This is a genomic window from Thiovibrio sp. Mzg5, assembly GCF_055379285.1.
On the sequence record NZ_AP022872.1, the window covers coordinates 2,588,914 to 2,604,438 of the forward strand.

18 protein-coding genes are annotated in these 15,525 nt (G+C 54.5%); 9 read left to right on the top strand and 9 right to left on the bottom strand.

What is annotated here, in order from left to right; genetic code table 11:
* Positions 1–13: 13 nt before the first annotated feature.
* Positions 14–1,786 (bottom strand): DNA primase, encoded by a 1,773-nt coding sequence (dnaG, locus tag ACZ46D_RS11980; RefSeq protein WP_464927668.1) that lies wholly within the window; start codon positions 1,784–1,786, stop codon positions 14–16.
* A gap of 228 nt (positions 1,787–2,014) precedes the next feature.
* Between dnaG and ACZ46D_RS11985 the strand changes: the two genes are divergently transcribed.
* The 7 genes from ACZ46D_RS11985 (at position 2,015) to yajC (ending at position 8,792) form a co-directional block, all read left to right on the top strand.
* On the top strand, positions 2,015–4,105 hold the full coding sequence (locus ACZ46D_RS11985) for a bifunctional aldolase/short-chain dehydrogenase (protein ID WP_464927669.1): 2,091 nt from the start codon (positions 2,015–2,017) through the stop codon (positions 4,103–4,105).
* A 92-nt stretch (positions 4,106–4,197) separates the two neighbouring features.
* Positions 4,198–4,803, top strand: coding sequence for a DUF6657 family protein (locus tag ACZ46D_RS11990; protein WP_464927670.1), 606 nt, complete (start codon positions 4,198–4,200; stop codon positions 4,801–4,803).
* Positions 4,804–4,833: 30 nt separating this feature from the next.
* Positions 4,834–5,091, top strand: a complete 258-nt coding sequence (locus ACZ46D_RS11995; protein WP_464927671.1) for a hypothetical protein — start codon at positions 4,834–4,836, stop codon at positions 5,089–5,091.
* Positions 5,091–6,197 carry a M24 family metallopeptidase gene (locus ACZ46D_RS12000; protein WP_464927672.1) on the top strand — a complete coding sequence of 369 codons (1,107 nt, stop codon included), beginning with the start codon at positions 5,091–5,093 and terminating at the stop codon, positions 6,195–6,197. The genes ACZ46D_RS11995 and ACZ46D_RS12000 overlap by 1 nt, the downstream gene beginning before the upstream one ends.
* Positions 6,198–6,548: 351 nt before the next feature.
* Positions 6,549–7,250, top strand: coding sequence for a ribonuclease PH (gene rph, locus ACZ46D_RS12005; protein WP_464929285.1), 702 nt, complete (start codon positions 6,549–6,551; stop codon positions 7,248–7,250).
* A complete protein-coding gene (tgt, locus tag ACZ46D_RS12010) occupies positions 7,250–8,362 on the top strand; it encodes a tRNA guanosine(34) transglycosylase Tgt (protein ID WP_464927673.1) in 1,113 nt (370 codons plus the stop codon). Before rph ends, tgt begins: the two co-directional genes overlap by 1 nt.
* A gap of 58 nt (positions 8,363–8,420) precedes the next feature.
* Positions 8,421–8,792 carry a preprotein translocase subunit YajC gene (gene yajC, locus ACZ46D_RS12015; protein WP_464927674.1) on the top strand — a complete coding sequence of 124 codons (372 nt, stop codon included), beginning with the start codon at positions 8,421–8,423 and terminating at the stop codon, positions 8,790–8,792.
* A 102-nt stretch (positions 8,793–8,894) separates the two neighbouring features.
* Here the strand turns inward: yajC and ACZ46D_RS12020 are convergent, their stop codons facing one another.
* The 6 genes from ACZ46D_RS12020 to ACZ46D_RS12045 all read right to left on the bottom strand — a co-directional run bounded on the left by ACZ46D_RS12020 (position 8,895) and on the right by ACZ46D_RS12045 (position 13,560).
* Complete coding sequence (locus ACZ46D_RS12020) at positions 8,895–9,554, bottom strand: MAE_28990/MAE_18760 family HEPN-like nuclease (RefSeq protein ID WP_464927675.1); 660 nt, start codon at positions 9,552–9,554, stop codon at positions 8,895–8,897.
* Positions 9,551–10,690: a GmrSD restriction endonuclease domain-containing protein gene (locus ACZ46D_RS12025; protein WP_464927676.1), complete on the bottom strand. Its 1,140-nt coding sequence runs from the start codon at positions 10,688–10,690 to the stop codon at positions 9,551–9,553. Before ACZ46D_RS12025 ends, ACZ46D_RS12020 begins: the two co-directional genes overlap by 4 nt.
* A gap of 243 nt (positions 10,691–10,933) precedes the next feature.
* Complete coding sequence (locus tag ACZ46D_RS12030) at positions 10,934–11,200, bottom strand: Txe/YoeB family addiction module toxin (RefSeq protein ID WP_464927677.1); 267 nt, start codon at positions 11,198–11,200, stop codon at positions 10,934–10,936.
* Positions 11,194–11,436, bottom strand: a complete 243-nt coding sequence (locus ACZ46D_RS12035) for a type II toxin-antitoxin system Phd/YefM family antitoxin (protein ID WP_464927678.1) — start codon at positions 11,434–11,436, stop codon at positions 11,194–11,196. Before ACZ46D_RS12035 ends, ACZ46D_RS12030 begins: the two co-directional genes overlap by 7 nt.
* Positions 11,437–11,528: 92 nt before the next feature.
* A complete protein-coding gene (locus tag ACZ46D_RS12040; protein WP_464927679.1) occupies positions 11,529–12,863 on the bottom strand; it encodes a hypothetical protein in 1,335 nt (444 codons plus the stop codon).
* Positions 12,864–13,140: 277 nt separating this feature from the next.
* Positions 13,141–13,560, bottom strand: coding sequence for a CoA-binding protein (locus ACZ46D_RS12045; RefSeq protein ID WP_464927680.1), 420 nt, complete (start codon positions 13,558–13,560; stop codon positions 13,141–13,143).
* Between the two features lie 129 nt (positions 13,561–13,689).
* Between ACZ46D_RS12045 and ACZ46D_RS12050 the strand changes: the two genes are divergently transcribed.
* Together ACZ46D_RS12050 and ACZ46D_RS12055 are read left to right on the top strand one after the other, a co-directional pair.
* Positions 13,690–13,884 (top strand): CooT family nickel-binding protein, encoded by a 195-nt coding sequence (locus ACZ46D_RS12050; RefSeq protein ID WP_464927681.1) that lies wholly within the window; start codon positions 13,690–13,692, stop codon positions 13,882–13,884.
* A gap of 1 nt (position 13,885) precedes the next feature.
* Entirely contained in the window at positions 13,886–14,146 is a 261-nt protein-coding gene (locus ACZ46D_RS12055; RefSeq protein ID WP_464927682.1) for a DUF8180 domain-containing protein, read from the top strand.
* A 163-nt stretch (positions 14,147–14,309) separates the two neighbouring features.
* Here ACZ46D_RS12055 and ACZ46D_RS12060 read toward each other — a convergent pair whose 3' ends face one another.
* Together ACZ46D_RS12060 and ACZ46D_RS12065 are read right to left on the bottom strand one after the other, a co-directional pair.
* The gene (locus ACZ46D_RS12060; protein ID WP_464927683.1) at positions 14,310–14,807 is read right to left on the bottom strand and encodes a hypothetical protein; all 498 of its coding nucleotides are present in this window, start codon (positions 14,805–14,807) and stop codon (positions 14,310–14,312) included.
* Entirely contained in the window at positions 14,804–15,448 is a 645-nt protein-coding gene (locus ACZ46D_RS12065; RefSeq protein ID WP_464927684.1) for an HAD family hydrolase, read from the bottom strand. Before ACZ46D_RS12065 ends, ACZ46D_RS12060 begins: the two co-directional genes overlap by 4 nt.
* Positions 15,449–15,525 lie beyond the last annotated feature (77 nt).

Below are 15,525 nucleotides of genomic sequence, written 5' to 3' on the forward strand. Positions count from 1 at the left end.
CGAACTTCTGGTCCTAAGAATGCAACGCCTCGTCCATCTGTATTTTTTTGGTTATCAGCTCGGTCAGAAGCTGTTGATTTTGGCTGTGCTGGGCCTCGCGAATTTGCTGCATGAGGTGTTCCCTTTTTGCCTTCAGGCTGGTTGATGTAAGCCAGCTGAGCATCCCCTGGGCAATCTGTTCTCGCATCTCTTTGGAATGCGAGGGCGTGGAGATGAGCAATCTGGAAATAAAAGATCGTTCCGGGCCGGTGGCAAGCTCAAGGAGTTGTTCCGACCCGCCGGAGAGGTCCGGCTGTTTTTTGAGCAGAGCGAGAATGGCCAGGCCGAACGGATTCATGATAATCTCTTCGAGACCCGCATCCAGAAAGGCGGGCAGATACTCGGGATAGGCCAGCAGGAATTCAAGCAGCTGCCGCTGTTTCATGGGAAGCTGCGCCTCGTCTTTCCCTTGCTGCTGCTGCGAGGTCGTGGGTTTTGGCGCCTGGCTGCCGGCGGCGGGAACGACCCCTTCCATGAGCTGTTGCGGAGTAAGGCCAAGTTTTTTGGCGAAATGGGAGACAAAGAGGGTGCGCTGGAGATGCTGATCGCCAATGGCCTTGATCAACTCCTGCAGCTCGGCCACAATCTTGGTCTTGCCGGCCACGCTCTGGCCGTATTGGGCCACGAGCTTGTCGAAAACAAACTCCGGCAGTGGCATGGCGCTTTCCAGGTGTTTTCGTAACCCCTCCGGGCCAAACTCCCGGACAAAGGTGTCCGGATCATGGGCCTCGGGCAGCACCGCGATTCTGGCCGTGACCTGTTCGCTCAAAAAAAGCGGGACCGAGCGCATGGCAGCCTTGAGTCCTGCCTGGTCGCCGTCAAAAAGAAGGATCACCTCGTCGGTGTAGCCCTTGAGGGAACGGACATGGGCCTGGGTCAGGGCGGTGCCCAGGGGGGCGACCACATTGCGCACCCCGTGCACGACCAGGGACAACAGGTCGAAGTTGCCTTCCACCACCAGGCAGTTTTTCGCCTGGCGGATGTGCTCCCGGTTCTGGTAGAGGCCGAACAGGGTCCGGCTTTTGTCAAAGACCGGGGATTCCGGCGAGTTCATGTACTTGGGCTGGCCATCGTCGAGAATGCGACCGCCAAAGGCGACGACCCTGCCGGTCAGACCGACAATGGGAAACATGACCCGGTTGCGGAAGCGGTCATAAAAGCCGCCGTTATCCCGGGGGACGATCAGGCCGGCCTCCTTGGCCGCCTCGGTGGCGATTTTCTGCTTGGGCAGAGCGTTGACCAAAAAATTCCAGCTGTCCGGGGCAAACCCCAGGCGGAATTCCTTGGTGATTTCCTCGGGGATGCCCCGTTTGTCAAGATACTCGCGGGCCTTTTGCGCGCCCGGGTCGGACAGGAGGAGCTGATGGAAGAGTTCGGCCGCCTTTTCGTTGGCATTCTGCAACGCCTCCCGCTTCTGGGCTTTTTCCAGCTCCTGCGGGTTGAGCGGCTTTTCCGGCAGGGCGATCTGGTATTTGCGGGCCAGTTCCTTCAGCGCCTCGGCAAAGCTCAGGCGGTGGAAGTTCATCATGAAGCTGATGGCATCCCCCCCTTCGCCGCAACCAAAGCAGTGGTATGTTTTACGCTCTGGGTTGACGGTGAAGGAGGGCGTTTTTTCGGAATGAAAGGGGCAGAGCCCCTTGAGGTTGGTGCCGGCGCGCTTGAGCGAGACATGTTCGCCGATGATCTCGGCGATGTCTGCGGCGTCCTTGATGAGCTGGACTGTATCTTCCCCTTGATATACAGCCATACCGTCAAAAAGACTCCTTACTGCAAAAGGAAAGGTGCAAGATTCGCAACAACTGTTGTATGATAACAGCCACTTTCTGTGTAACCCATCTGGGGGGTGTGTCAAGGAAAAAACGTAGAAAAGTCAACTTTTTAGGTTGTTTTTGGCGTAAAGATTTTATTAAATAATTAAACCCTTGAGCGCTTTTTTTCGGCGCACGGCCATATTTTTTTAAGAGAGGCTGTTACATTGAAGAACCGTTACGATGAAAAAGAGGCCCAATCCTTTGTCGGGGCCTATCCCCAGTGCCCGCCGGAACTTGGCCTCAGGGTCTATACCTCGCGGCTCCTGGGTGCGGAAGAAGATCTTGTTTTGCACGGCGGCGGCAACACCTCGGTGAAGTGCGTCATCACCAATCTGGTGGGGGAAGAGCAGGAGATTCTCTATATCAAGGGCAGCGGCTGGGATCTGGGGGTTATCGCGCCCCAGGGCTTTCCCGGCCTGGATCTGGCCTATCTCCGCAAGCTGCGGCAGGTCGGGGAGTTAAGCGATGCGGAGATGGTCAATCAGTTCCGCACCCATCTTTTGGACGCCGGTTCGCCCAATCCCTCCATCGAAACCCTGGTGCATGCCTTTTTGCCGCAGAGGTTCATCGACCATACCCATGCCGACGCCATTGTCACCCTGACCAACCGGGCAGAGGCTGAAAAGCATCTCCACGCGGCCCTGGGTGAAAATATCGGGATCCTGCCCTTCATCATGCCGGGTCTGCCTCTGGCCCTGGCCATGGCAGAGCTTTACGAAAGCAACCCCGGGATCGACTGCATCATTCTCAAAAATCATGGCATCTTCACCTTTGGCGATGAGGCGAAAACCGCCTACGACAGGATGATCGACTCTGTGAGCCGGGCCGAGGCGTATCTCGCCAAATGCACCGCCGTGGCAACTTCAAGCCCTGGTGTCGATCCGGGGCTGGTGCAACCCTCGGTGGTGCTGCCCATCCTGCGGGGGGCCTTGAGTTTTGTCGAGGGATCTGGCCGCCGGCGGACCATGCAGCTGGCTGTTCGTCAGAGCGGGGAAATCCTCGCCGCCCTTGCCCGACCGGATGCCAAAGAGCTTTTTGTGGGCGGAGTGCTCACCCCGGACCATGTGATCCGCACCAAGAATTACCCCCTGTGGCTTGCGGTGGCGGATCTGGACGAGGACGCGACTCTGGCCGCGGTGCAGAGCGGACTGGCCAGATACCAGGAGGAGTATGATCAGTACTTCGCCGCCCAGGTGGCAACGAAAAAGGTCAGCCGCACCAAGCTCGATTCCATGCCCCGTGTGGTGCTGGTGCCGGGCTTGGGGTTGGTGGCGGCCGGTTTCACCGAAAAGGATGCCGGGATCGCCGCGGATATCGCCGAGCATACCATCGCGGCCAAGCTGCAGGGCGCACCCCTTGGCCCGTACCGCGAGCTCGGCCAGGACTCGATTTTCGATATGGAATACTGGGCTCTGGAGCAGGCCAAGTTGGGCAAGGCAAAGCCCAAGCCCCTGGAGGGTCGGACCGCCCTGGTGACCGGCGGGGGCGGGGCCATTGCCATGGGCATCGGCCGCAAGCTCCTGGAGGCTGGCGCCCGAGTCTTCATGACCGACATCAACCAGGAGCGGCTGGAAACCGTCTGCCATAATCTGGCCGACACCTTTGGCAGCCGGATGGTTTCTCCGCTTCTTATGGATGTGACCAGCGAAGAATCGGTGCGGCTCGGTCTGGAGCAGCTCATCATGCAGTGCGGTGGCCTGGACATCCTGGTGCCCAATGCCGGCATCGCCCATGTGGCAAAGCTTGCCGACCTCAGCGAGGCGGCTTTAAGGCAGGTCATGGATGTCAACTGCATGGGGGTGTTTCAGGTGATCAAAGGGGCGATCCCGATTTTCAAGCGGCAGGGCTCCGGCGGCTCCATCGTGATCAACAGCTCGAAAAATGTTTTTGCCCCGGGCGCCTCCTTTGGCGCCTACAGCGCTTCCAAGGCCGGGGCGCACCAGCTGGGCAAGATTGCCGCCCTGGAGCTGGCCGAGTTTGGGGTGCGGGTCAACATGATCAATGCCGATGCGATCTTCGATGACGCCGGGGTTTCCTCCGGTCTCTGGGATGTGGTGGGTCCCGAGCGGATGCGCTCCCGCAACCTCGATCCGGAAGGGCTCAAGGACTATTACCGCCAGCGCAATCTGCTGAAAACCACGGTGCACGCCGACCATGTCGGCAACGCGGTGGTTTTTTTCGCCAGCGAACAGACCCCCACCACCGGCGCCACCCTGCCGGTGGATGGCGGGATCATGGCCGCCTTCCCCCGGTAAAAAAAAGACAGGGCTGGAAATGGCGCAACCCTTGGTGTATGTTTGCCCCAAGAAATGCGTAAAAAAACGAAAACCCAAGGAGGCTGTTTTCCATGGCGGAAATAAAGAGCACCATGGACATGGTGATGGAGCGGGCGGCCCGGATGGCTGCCGAAGAAGCTGGGGAAGGCGACTATCTCGGCGAAGAGCAGCTCAAAGAGGGCATGCGCCTCGGCGCCGCTTACATGCGTGGGGAAGGGGGCCTGGCGGAAAAGCTCAGCGCTTTGCCGCCCAAGGAATTAGGCCCGGTGCGGAAAGGGGCGGTGCAGTCCCTGCTGCGCAATATCTTCCTGGCCCGCGAACCGGAAAAACAGGAGCTCGCTGAAAAAGCCATGCACGGCCTGATTGAGGTCGGCCAGGGGGATGGGGAGCTGCTCCAGATCCTGGCGGAAATGAAAAAAATACTCGACGGCTACCGGCAACATGGCGAACAGCTCAAAGAACAGCTGGAAGCCCAGTTCAGTCAGCAGATGGCTTTGATGGAGCAGAACCTGGCCAAGCAGACCGGACAGGCCATGAAGCTGCAACCCTCCCAGCATCCCAAGTTTCAGGAGGAATGGGCCAGGATTCAAGGCCAGCTCAACGAACAGTACGGCCAGGCCCTGAAACAGCTGAAAGATTTGGTTGAAAACCATCTGGTCATGGAGATTGCTCCGTAATCGAGGGGCAGTTCAGGAAAGGAGAGAGGCATGGAAGCAGAAATCTGGCTCGATGTGGAAGAGGCCGATCCCAAGGATCTGCCCGAGATTGAAAAAAGGTTCAAGGATTGGTACGCGACCGGGGCGGAGGCGCGCTACAACAAGCCGTGCTTCACCTTCCTCACCGTGTTGAAGCCGTTTCGCTATCAGGTGGATTTTGGCCAGGCCGATCTTACCCAGGCCATCCAGGGGTTGCATAGCAAGCTCTACCGGTTCGGGGTCAAGGTCTTCGTCCACTTCATGCATTGATGGCCAAGCGGATGCAGGGAGCCCTCGATCGGATTCGGCGCAGCCTCAAGCGGCGCCAGCTTGACGCCATTCTGGTGACCCAGCCGGAAAACCGCCGCTATCTCAGCGGCTACACGGCCAGGGACCATGCGATCAACGAAAGCGCGGGCGTTTTGCTCATCCCGTGCGAAGGCGAGCCCTATCTGCTCACCGACTCCCGCTTTCACTTGCAGGCGGAACAAGAGGCCGCTGGTTTTCGGGTCAAGCTCTATCCCCGGGGGCTGTTCCCCCTGCTGCGCTTGCTGCTCAAGCGGCACCGCATCACCAGGCTGGCCTTTGAGAGCCATTATTTCCTCCATTCCACCTCCCAGACCCTGGCCAAGCTGGCGGAAGACCTTAAGCTGGAGCTGACGCCGCTCACCGGCTTTATCGAGGAGCTGAGGCTGGAAAAGGATGCGGCGGAACTGGCCAAGATCGAACAGGCGGTTCTCCTCAACGAAGCGGTGTTTCAGGAGATCTATCCCACCCTGCGCCCTGGCCAGACCGAGAAAGAGGTGGCCCAAGCCATCGAAAACACCATGCGGCGCAAGGGCGCGGAGCGGCCGAGTTTCGAGACCATCGTTGCTTCCGGTCCCAATGCGGCCCTGCCCCACGCGACTCCCTCCGACCGGCCGTTGGCCGAAGGCGAAACCATTGTCATCGACATGGGCCTGGTTTTGGACGGCTACTGTTCGGACATGACCCGCACCGTGGTCCTGGGCACCCCGGACGCCAAAACAGTGGCGTTGTTCCGCTTGGTGCGCAAGGCGCAATTGGCCGGGCTCAATAGCCTGCGGGCCGGGATCAGCGGCATGACGGTGGACAAGATCGCCCGTAGCGTCATCGAGCGGGCGGGCTTAGGCGAGCGGTTCGGCCACGGCCTGGGCCATGGGGTGGGGTTGAACGTTCATGAAGGCCCTTCGCTCAACTACCGGAATCGCAAGCCCCTTGCCGCCGGGATGGTGGTCACGGTGGAGCCGGGGGTGTATATCCCGGATTGGGGCGGGATTCGGTTGGAGAACATGGCGGTGATTGAAGAAGACGGGTGTAGGGTGTTGAATCGGGATACCACCTTTCTTGATCTTTAAAATCCTTCTGCTTACCAAGCAATCTCAGTCAAGTCCTTTGCTTTCATCGCAGTTAAAATCCCATTGGCCGCCGCCGAGCACCGGAGAGGCTGCCGAAAAGGGGATTTGCACTGTTTGAGGCGAAAGCCGAGTTTGCAAAGCCCCGGCAGCATCGAGGAGCGCAGGGCATCCCGCCTTCGGCGGGACAAGAGACACAGGGGGCCCTTTCTTTGGTTCGTTTCTTTGGGCAAGCAAAGAAATGAACAGACGGATAACGCGTATTCCACTGACTGCTGAGATTGCTTGGTAATCAGAAAAATCTTGTTTTTTTAACAAGCACTCTTTTCAATAATTTTCAGGAAATTCATTATGATGCGAAACGATCAACGGGCCGCGGATGCGCTGCGGCCGGTAACTATTGAAAAGGGCTTTCAGCCCCAGGCCTATGCCTCTGTCTTGATCACCATGGGCGGCACCCAGGTGTGTTGCGCCATCACCATGGAGACCAGCGTTCCGCCATTTTTGCGGGGCACCGGCCAGGGCTGGATCACGGCGGAGTACGGCATGCTGCCCTGTTCGACCAGCAGCCGCATGCAGCGGGAGGCGGCCAAGGGCAGATCGGGTCGTACCTATGAGATCCAGCGGCTCTTGGGCCGCTCGCTGCGGATCATGGTTGATCTTAGCCTGTTGGGCGAAGTGACCCTCCGAGTGGACTGCGACGTGCTCAAGGCCGACGGCGGCACCCGGACCGCCTCCATCACCGGCGCGGCCATTGCCATGCGCGATGCCCTGGAGCGCATGCTCCGGGAGGGGGTTTTGGCCACTATGCCGGAAATCCTGCCGGTTGCGGCGATCAGCGTGGGCATGGTGGACGGCGAGGCCTTACTTGATCTCAATTATCTGGAAGATTCCAATGCCGAGGTGGATGCCAACTTTGTCATGACCGGGGATGGCCGCTGGGTGGAAACCCAGTGCACCGCTGAAGGCAAGCCCTTCAGCCCCGAGGATTTCATCCGCATGGCAGCCCTGGCCCGTAAGGGCATCGATGAGTTGTTTACCCTGTGGGCCCTGTGATGACATCCCCTTATACCCTGCACAGTAAATCCAGTGACTGCGCGGCCCGGCGCGGTGAGGTGCGCACCCTGCACGGCACGGTGCAGACTCCGGTCTTCATGCCGGTGGGCACCCAGGCCACGGTCAAGGGCGTGACCCCGGAGAATCTCAAGGAGCTGGGTGCCCAGATCATCCTCGGCAACACCTACCATCTCTACATCCGACCCGGCCATGAGCTGATCCGCAGCTTCGGCGGCTTGCATAAATTTATGAACTGGGACCGGCCCATCCTCACCGACAGCGGCGGTTTTCAGATCTTCAGCCTCAAGGATCTCACCAAGATCACCGAGGAAGGCGCCGCCTTCAAATCCCATCACGACGGCAGCAAGCTTTTTTTGAGCCCCGAGGATGCCGTGGCCGTGCAGGAGGCGTTGGGTTCTGACATCATGATGTGTCTGGACACTTGCATCCCCTACCCTGCCACCCGCGAGGAGGCCATTGCCTCCACCGATCTCACCGGTCGCTGGGCCAGACGTTCCCGCGCCGCCCATAAGGAACGGGGGCAGCTGTTGTTCGGCATCATCCAGGGTGGCATGTACCCAGACCTGAGGGCCAAGGCGGTGGAGGAGCTGGTGGAGATCGGCTTTGACGGCTATGCCTTGGGGGGCCTGAGCGTGGGCGAACCCGCCGAGCTGATGATGGAGATCACCGAAGAAATCGCGGCCCTGATGCCCGTGGATTACCCCCGCTACCTCATGGGCGTTGGCACCCCGGAAAACCTGGTGGAGGCGGTGTATCGCGGCATCGACATGTTCGATTGCGTCATGCCCACGCGAAATGCCAGAAACGGAATGCTCTTTACTTCAAGCGGCAGGCTTGTTATAAAAAACGCTCGCCATCAGGATGACCACCGGCCCGTGGATGAGGAGTGCGACTGCTACACCTGCCGCAATTATTCTCGGGCCTATCTGCGGCATCTTTTCATGGCCAAGGAGATTCTCTCCTCGCAATTGAACACCATCCACAACCTGCATTATTATGTGGGGCTCATGGCCCGGATCCGCAAGGCCATTGAAGAAGATCGTTTCAGCCAGTTCCGGCAGGAGTTTTATGCCAAGCGGGCGGTAGAGTAAAAGGGAGGCAAGCGGATTTTGGCTTGCCGGGAAAACTTAATTTGAATCGGAGGGGATTATGGTTAGTGTAGCTTATGCCGCAGACGCTGCGGCCGGTGCTGGTGGGGCGCAAGGGTTGATGAGTTTTTTGCCGCTGGTGTTGATCTTTGTTGTGTTCTACTTTCTCCTGATCCGTCCCCAGCAGAAAAAGGCCAAGGAGCATCAGGAATTTATCACCAATCTCAAGAAGGGTGATGAGGTTCTTACCAGCGGCGGCCTCCAGGGCAAGATCACCGGGTTGACCGACCGGGTGGCGACCCTTGAGATCGCTGACAACGTACGGGTGAAGATAGCCCGCCCCTATATTTTGGGCTCGGTTGCGGCCATGGAAGGCGGCGATGGAAAAGAGGGTGCGGCTTGCGCTATCGGTGGCGGTGGCAAGGGGTGTTGAGGTTGAGCTAGCCCTTCACCGGGAGTGAAGCGAAAATGAGATTTTTGGCCTGCCTGGGTTTTCCAGGCAGGCCTTTTTTGTGCGGCTTGGGAGGGTGTTAACTTAGAGATTGTTTGGTAATCTTTCCCTACGATACAATTTTAGCGCTGCAGCGTTGGACACTTGGTCCTTGAAGTTTCTGATGATTTTAAGCATCTCGTGAAACAATATATCAAAGTCAGTTTCTTTTAGATAAAGCCATTGACCATGTGCGATGCTGTTTCGCGAAGCTAATAATTGCGCATCGATCAATTGTTCCTTGAGTTCATAGTTAGAATAATCGAGTCCGAGCGTAAACACGATATCTCTGAATAGAATAGAATTTAAATTTGACTTGGTTTTTATAATGCCCTGCACCGGGATATTTGCTGTATCGCTGAGATCAGCAAGAAGAAATTCAACAATACTTTGGTGTTTTTCAGAAAGGGTGTTAGCCTCAAGATTTAGTAATTTTGATCTAATTGAAAGAGCAATAAATGCTTTGCTGAGCTCATAATACCGCAATTTTCTGATTGAGACATAATGCAGATAAGCCTCGGCTGCATTTTTAATAAAACCTTCCCAGTGGGCGTATAAAAGTGCCGTTGCACACCTGATTAACATCGGTTTTGCCAATGGGGGGCTTGCTTTAATGTTTGAATTGATCGTCGTCAATTCCTTGAAGCGCCATGCAAATTCCCTGTCAAGCGAGTCGAGGAGTCCGTTAAGGTCGCGTGCTTTCATGCTACATCAAACAGAGAGCGTCCTAGAGGTATTAGCTTCGGAATTCGGCTTGTTGCTGAACGGCCACTACGTGAATAGTTTTCGAAAACGGTGTCAATCCATAGTTGTGAAATGGCCTTCTTTATTTTCGCAATGTCGGGTTTTGGCTTTTTTGATCGAACTATATTGCTGCCAAGCCCAACCGCTAAAACTTCGAATACTGAGATAAGAAAGCCACCACGGCCTTTCTGCCCATCAGATCGCCTAAAACAGTCTGGCCCCAAAGCTTGGTATATTGCATTAAATGTAATGCTGAAAGCAGTCCCAGCCCTCTTCATATCGTAGCTTGTATCCATTGCCATGGCGCGCATTTTTTTCGTTATGAAGTCGCCAACGTCACCGATTCCTCTGAGTTCTTTGTCTTCTGCATTCGAGAATATTAGGAACCTCAGAACGAGCTCCATATTGTACTTTTCGTCTACAAGTTTCTCTGATAAGGACGTTGTTTCTTTAAAGCTCTCCTCATTTGCCAGCGACTCTAGCCAAGTATGGAGGTCTGGGTTTATCATCACCAACAAGCAGTTTCTCATTTCCTGATCAGATAAATGAGAACCGAGGGTGTTTAATCGTTCGAAAAGATCGTATTTGGTGTTGGGGTCGCTTTCCTTTTTGACGATTTTAATATCTAATTTTTGTCTCTTGAAATCCATTCGCAAATTGTCTGGGAAGGAATTGTTAGGGATCTCTTTGTCATCCCATGACATTCCTTCAAGAGACGGAAGGTATTCAGTACTTAATAATTTATTAGGCGCTATGGGTTGATTTTCTTCGTCTTTTAAAATACCTGTGAATTGAAATATCGTTGAAAGACGTTGTACACCATCAACAACATCCCAAATTCCATCATCACGTTGTGATACAAAAATAGACGGAATGGGTATCCCTAATAGTATTGATTCTATGAATTTTGTTTTTTGTAGTGGTGTCCATCTAAAGACGCGCTGGAATTCAGGGTGAATGTCTAGTTCATTATCTCGATAAATACTCATGATCTCGCCAATGGACATCGGATATGCATCAGCATGTATTTCTTTGGCTCTTCTGTTGATCTCGGATAATAGTACGGTTTGCTTGTTCTGTGACTTTGCAGTTTTCATAAATACCCTCTTTCTATGCTTGAAATAGAGCGTGCCTTTCTTTGTTGGGTAGCAACTTATTATGTGGGCTCTTGATATCTCCGCACACAAAAGGGTCCGTGCGGTAGCCCCCCAATGTGAACCATCCAGTCTTCCGTCACCCTATCAATCCGAATGTACCACATTGTTCAGTATCCCCGAGGGAAAAATCGAGGAGGCGCCTCAGGTTTTTTGTCCCAGAAAATCAGGTGGCGAACACGCCCGCTATTCATAGTGGGGCCACATCCGGATGACTTTGACGGTCTGGATATCATCGATGATTTGGTACACCAACCTGTGCTGGATGTTGATCCTTCGGGAATATGCACCGGAAAGATCGCCGATGAGTTTTTCGTATGGTGGTGGGTTTTTGTACGGATTTTCTGTGAGGAGTTCGAGCAGCCGTTCAGCTTGCGGTTTTAATCCGGATTGTGCGATTTTTTTCGCATCTTTTTGAGCCTGTTTGGTAAAAACCAAACGCCAGTTTACCATTCAAGCTTCTCGTTGCACTCTTCAATGGGGCTCTTGACTCCGTCCTGAATTGATTCGCGCATGCCAGGGATTGATGTGAGGTACAAGGTTTCCTGGATTGCCCGCCAATCATTTTCCGAGACAAGAAACGCAGAATGTCGCTTGCCCACAATTTGAATCGGATCATGGGATTCGGCTACGTCATCAACAAGGCTATACAGGCATTTTCTTGCTTCTGTTGCTGAAAGTGTTGTCATTGCCAGTCCTCCTCGTACGCCAAATCGTACGCCTTGAAGGGTTCTTTGTCAAGCGGCTTTTCTATCACCGCTCGTAGGGGACGAAGTTTGCATCAGATTAAGTAAGTATGCTGTCCCTTGGGTTTCCCTGAAATTCCAAGCGTATGTCGTTCTGTTACCTGCCGCGCCGTAGGCGCTTCGGCAAGCGGTACAAACCCGCTGTCTGAAAGATACGTTAGACCATATTTCATAAGTATCTGTTCGCGAGAAAGCCGTGCATCAATCGAAAAACTTTTTGCTTTCTCAATAAGATTCAAGACAGCAGTAGTTAGTGGCTTGTTTGCTAAAAACGTTAAATTGCGCAGCATCAATGACGGCGTGTTAGTGAATATGCTTCCAACATATCGCGAAGCAGCCCCGCTACCCCAAAACGGAGAAAGAATGAATGCAATTATCATGGTTGCGACTTCCTGTAGCCATCCGAAGTAGCGGGATGGCAGCATTGAAATTACATGCCTGTTTATCAGATAGTGATTAGCTTTTGCCTCCAAGTATTTGTTTTGAATTTCGTTGTTAATAAGTGAGATGAGGCACCGCCACTCCGATTGTTGAGACAGTTCCACTACCTGTGAGTGAGAAAGGTGTGATACGAGGTCAAAAAGGTTCATTCGAGGTGTGACCCATATGTGCCTGGCAAGAAGAGAGAGTCTGGGACCGTTAACGCCAAATACATCGTGCGGTCGTATGCAATCTACGGCAATAGCATTTGCCCTTGAAAATGAATTATTTAATTCGTGGCACAAAATTGCAACCACCTTGGGCTCGATCGCGTTCTCCATTTGAATGTCACGAACGAGCGCCTCTCGCTGAAACAGATCGCACTCATCGGACGATTTCTCATCCACAACCCTAAGTATATGATTGGTATTCGCGGATGTGTTGGAGAAAAGATAAGCAGAGAAATCATCATTCAGCAAAGCAGACCGTGTTTCTTCGCGAAAGCAAGCATCCCCACTTTTAATACGTGGCTCGTGTGGAGATGTAATGCCTACTTTATTTCGAAGATACCCGTTGAAAAAAGCGTGCCAGTGTGGGGACATGTAGCCGACATGCTCGAAGTGTGTTGTCAGTGTGTCGGTATGGAACTTACTCTGGAGCTTTCTTACCCGATTTTCTACATAGGATGAAAAGCATCCATTATACCGTGGATCAAGAACATACTTGAGCCGGTTTGTTGCCCAAAGAACATCATATTGTCCGAGCAGAAAAGCGGAATCATGGCATTTGGCGATTGCGGGTGCCGCCACGAAAAACTGAGCATTTGGGAACGCCAAAACATCAAATTTGAGATTTAAATCTTTTTTCGCAAACCGAACACAAAGAGACCTTTCGGCTCCTGTCTGGTGGTCGAGGTAGTCGAGAAAGATTCGTTCGTTGAAATATGGCATGGTTTATAAGACGTCAACGAGTCTGTAGAAAAACACGTTTTGTAAGGGTTCGCCGAATGAAGGCGATTGGATTTTTTCGTCGCTTCCAATTTGGCTTTCCGGTTTAGCTGTCCTGGGACAGGTTTTTTCTGTCTGCGCCTGCGTCCAGCTCCATTATTTTGCCAGAACCCGCTTTATTGTCAAACAGTTTCAGCTTTTTCCTGCTGATTACGCAAATTGTGGCCCGTACCTGGCCACTTTTCTCGGAATTTTCGGAAAACCATTTTCTGTCCCTTGTTCACCGCCGCTCGTGGCCCAAGTCATGGTGCGCCGTCTTGAGACAGCGGTCCATCACGACCAACAGGCCCGCCGCCTTCGCAGTCCGGGTCGCTTCGGCGTGGATCACCCCTTCCTGCATCCAGACCGCCTTGGCGCCGATGGCAATGGCCTCGGCCACGATGGGTGGCACATCCTCGGAGCGGCGGAAGATATTCACAATATCCACCGGAACGGGGATTGAGCCAAGGTCTGGGTAGCAGGGCAGGCCGAGGATTTCTTCCTGGCCGGGATTGACCGGGATTACGGTGTAACCCGCCTCGATCAGGTAGCGGGCCACCATGTTGCTGGGGCGGGAATCTTTGGGGGAGAGGCCGACCACTGCGATGGTTTTGGCGGTGCTGAGCAGCTTGTGTATGGCGGGAAGATTATCAAGGAGCATGCGGGTATCTCGCGCTATGGGTTCGTGGTTCTGCAAATCTGCATGATAAAGCAGGGAAAACGTATTATATTGGATTTTTACTTGCGGCAAAGCGAAAAAACACAACCAATGAGGCAGAGCATGTGCCAGATGAGCATAGTTCTTGAGCAGAACGGCAAGGAAGAGGTGATTTTGGAAAACGCCTCGCTGCTTGAGGTTGTCGATGATGGGGTGAGGGTTTCCGCTTTGTTTGAAGAACCGAAACTCATCCTCCAAGCGTCAGTGCGCGCCATTGATTTTCTCCATGGCAAGGTAATCGTGACAAAAACAAAAGGAACCGTCTGAGATGGACCAGAAAACCACGATGGAAAAGCTGCAGATTCTTCTGCCCCACTGGATTGAGCATAATCATAACCACGAAACCGAGTTCAAGAAATGGGTGGCCCTGGCGCGGGCTGAGGGGCAAGGTCCGTTGGCGGAGCTTTTAGATAAGGCCGTGGCCAGCATGGGTGAGACCGATGGCATTTTGAAAAAGGTGCTGGCTGAGATCGGGGGCCCAGGCGCAGGCCATCACCACGATCACGATCATCACCACCATCACGATTGAGTTTTTTGCCAAAGGTCTTCAGATTGATTCCCCCTCCCTCGACGGGAGGGGGCAGGGGGAGGGTGAAGTTGCAGCCTGCCGCGCTCGTTATTCCCCCTCTCCCTAACCCTCCCCCGCCAGGGGGGAGGGAACTTTGAAGCGCTTTGCAGGAGGCCGATGGAGCCTATTTCTCAAAGGAGCGCAGGCCGGCAATGGCTTGGTGCTTCAAGGATTCCAGGGTGGCCTTCACCGTGATCAGCCAGAAGTCCTCCGGGTCTGTTTCAATCTGTCGGCGCAGGCTTGCATCCAGCCAGTGGGAATCATCGGGCAGGCTGTAGAACTGGCTGTCGATGCCGAAAAAGCCGTCGAGCAGATGGGCCATGGTGTGGAAGATCTTACTTTGGAAGCCCTGCGGCATGGCCAACAGGTCGCTGAACTCCTTGGTGCCTGCGGCCCGTAACTCCCCGGTTAACTGTGTCAGCACCTGCCGGTTGGCTGCCAATCCCTGTTCCAGCCAGGGCCAGAAGCGTGGGTCCGTTGCTGAGCAAGACTCTGCCGCCACAATCCGCACCGCATCGTACTGCACCAGGGTGGTGTGGTCGAGAAAGCGCAGGACATGGGCGGAACTTTTTTCAAAGTCCGGCTCCATGGCCAGGATTTTGTGGGTTATTTCTAGTTTCATTTTCCCCCTTTTCCAACCTTGCCAAATATCGGCAGCCGGGTAATCTCCATGAAGCTCCGCACATGGTATTCCGCTGGCAGGTCCGGGCTTTTGAAGGCGATGAGCCGCATGCCCAGGGCGGCGGTATGCTCCCGATCCACCATGGAGTCGCCGATGTACACCGCCTCGTCCACCGCGAAGCCGAAATGGGTCAGGATCTGCTCCAGCGCTTCGGGGTCGGGCTTGGGCTTGGCCACATCAAAGGCGGTGACCACCTTGTCGAACCGGTCTGCCAGGGAAAACATCTGTAGTACCGGGCCCATGGTGGAGGTCCGGTTGGTGCTGATCGCGGTTTTGTAATCGGGCCGGAGGAAATCGAGAAATTCGAGGAGATCCGGCTCCATGACCATGTATTGCAGGTAGGGGGTGTAATCGAGGGACTGGCGATAGGCCTCGGCCTGTGCCAGGTCCGCCGGATAAGCCCGGAAAAGATGGCGGATGGAATCCATCACATGGTGCATGTGGACGTATTCCAGCTCCTCCTCGTCCATGACCGGGCGACCGAAGGTTTCGCGGATATGATTGTAGTAGACCCGGTTGGCGTTTTTGGAGTCGAACATCACGCCATCGCAGTCAAACACGACGAGTTTTAAGGGAGTCATGGTGAAGAATCCTTGCCATCCTGCCTGGTCCGCGCTATGTAAAATCCTTTACCAGGACGAGGCGAATCAGGGCGCGG

Bases quoted from the DNA above. Each gene is read 5' to 3' on its own strand.
- dnaG (WP_464927668.1), bottom strand. From the start codon at position 1,786: ATGGCTGTATATCAAGGGGAAGATACAGTCCAGCTCATCAAGGACGCC.
- ACZ46D_RS11990 (WP_464927670.1), top strand. From the start codon at position 4,198: ATGGCGGAAATAAAGAGCACCATGGACATGGTGATGGAGCGGGCGGCC.
- ACZ46D_RS11995 (WP_464927671.1), top strand. From the start codon at position 4,834: ATGGAAGCAGAAATCTGGCTCGATGTGGAAGAGGCCGATCCCAAGGAT.
- ACZ46D_RS12000 (WP_464927672.1), top strand. From the start codon at position 5,091: ATGGCCAAGCGGATGCAGGGAGCCCTCGATCGGATTCGGCGCAGCCTC.
- rph (WP_464929285.1), top strand. From the start codon at position 6,549: ATGCGAAACGATCAACGGGCCGCGGATGCGCTGCGGCCGGTAACTATT.
- tgt (WP_464927673.1), top strand. From the start codon at position 7,250: ATGACATCCCCTTATACCCTGCACAGTAAATCCAGTGACTGCGCGGCC.
- yajC (WP_464927674.1), top strand. From the start codon at position 8,421: ATGGTTAGTGTAGCTTATGCCGCAGACGCTGCGGCCGGTGCTGGTGGG.
- ACZ46D_RS12020 (WP_464927675.1), bottom strand. From the start codon at position 9,554: ATGAAAGCACGCGACCTTAACGGACTCCTCGACTCGCTTGACAGGGAA.
- ACZ46D_RS12025 (WP_464927676.1), bottom strand. From the start codon at position 10,690: ATGAAAACTGCAAAGTCACAGAACAAGCAAACCGTACTATTATCCGAG.
- ACZ46D_RS12030 (WP_464927677.1), bottom strand. From the start codon at position 11,200: ATGGTAAACTGGCGTTTGGTTTTTACCAAACAGGCTCAAAAAGATGCG.
- ACZ46D_RS12035 (WP_464927678.1), bottom strand. From the start codon at position 11,436: ATGACAACACTTTCAGCAACAGAAGCAAGAAAATGCCTGTATAGCCTT.
- ACZ46D_RS12040 (WP_464927679.1), bottom strand. From the start codon at position 12,863: ATGCCATATTTCAACGAACGAATCTTTCTCGACTACCTCGACCACCAG.
- ACZ46D_RS12045 (WP_464927680.1), bottom strand. From the start codon at position 13,560: ATGCTCCTTGATAATCTTCCCGCCATACACAAGCTGCTCAGCACCGCC.
- ACZ46D_RS12050 (WP_464927681.1), top strand. From the start codon at position 13,690: ATGAGCATAGTTCTTGAGCAGAACGGCAAGGAAGAGGTGATTTTGGAA.
- ACZ46D_RS12055 (WP_464927682.1), top strand. From the start codon at position 13,886: ATGGACCAGAAAACCACGATGGAAAAGCTGCAGATTCTTCTGCCCCAC.
- ACZ46D_RS12060 (WP_464927683.1), bottom strand. From the start codon at position 14,807: ATGAAACTAGAAATAACCCACAAAATCCTGGCCATGGAGCCGGACTTT.
- ACZ46D_RS12065 (WP_464927684.1), bottom strand. From the start codon at position 15,448: ATGACTCCCTTAAAACTCGTCGTGTTTGACTGCGATGGCGTGATGTTC.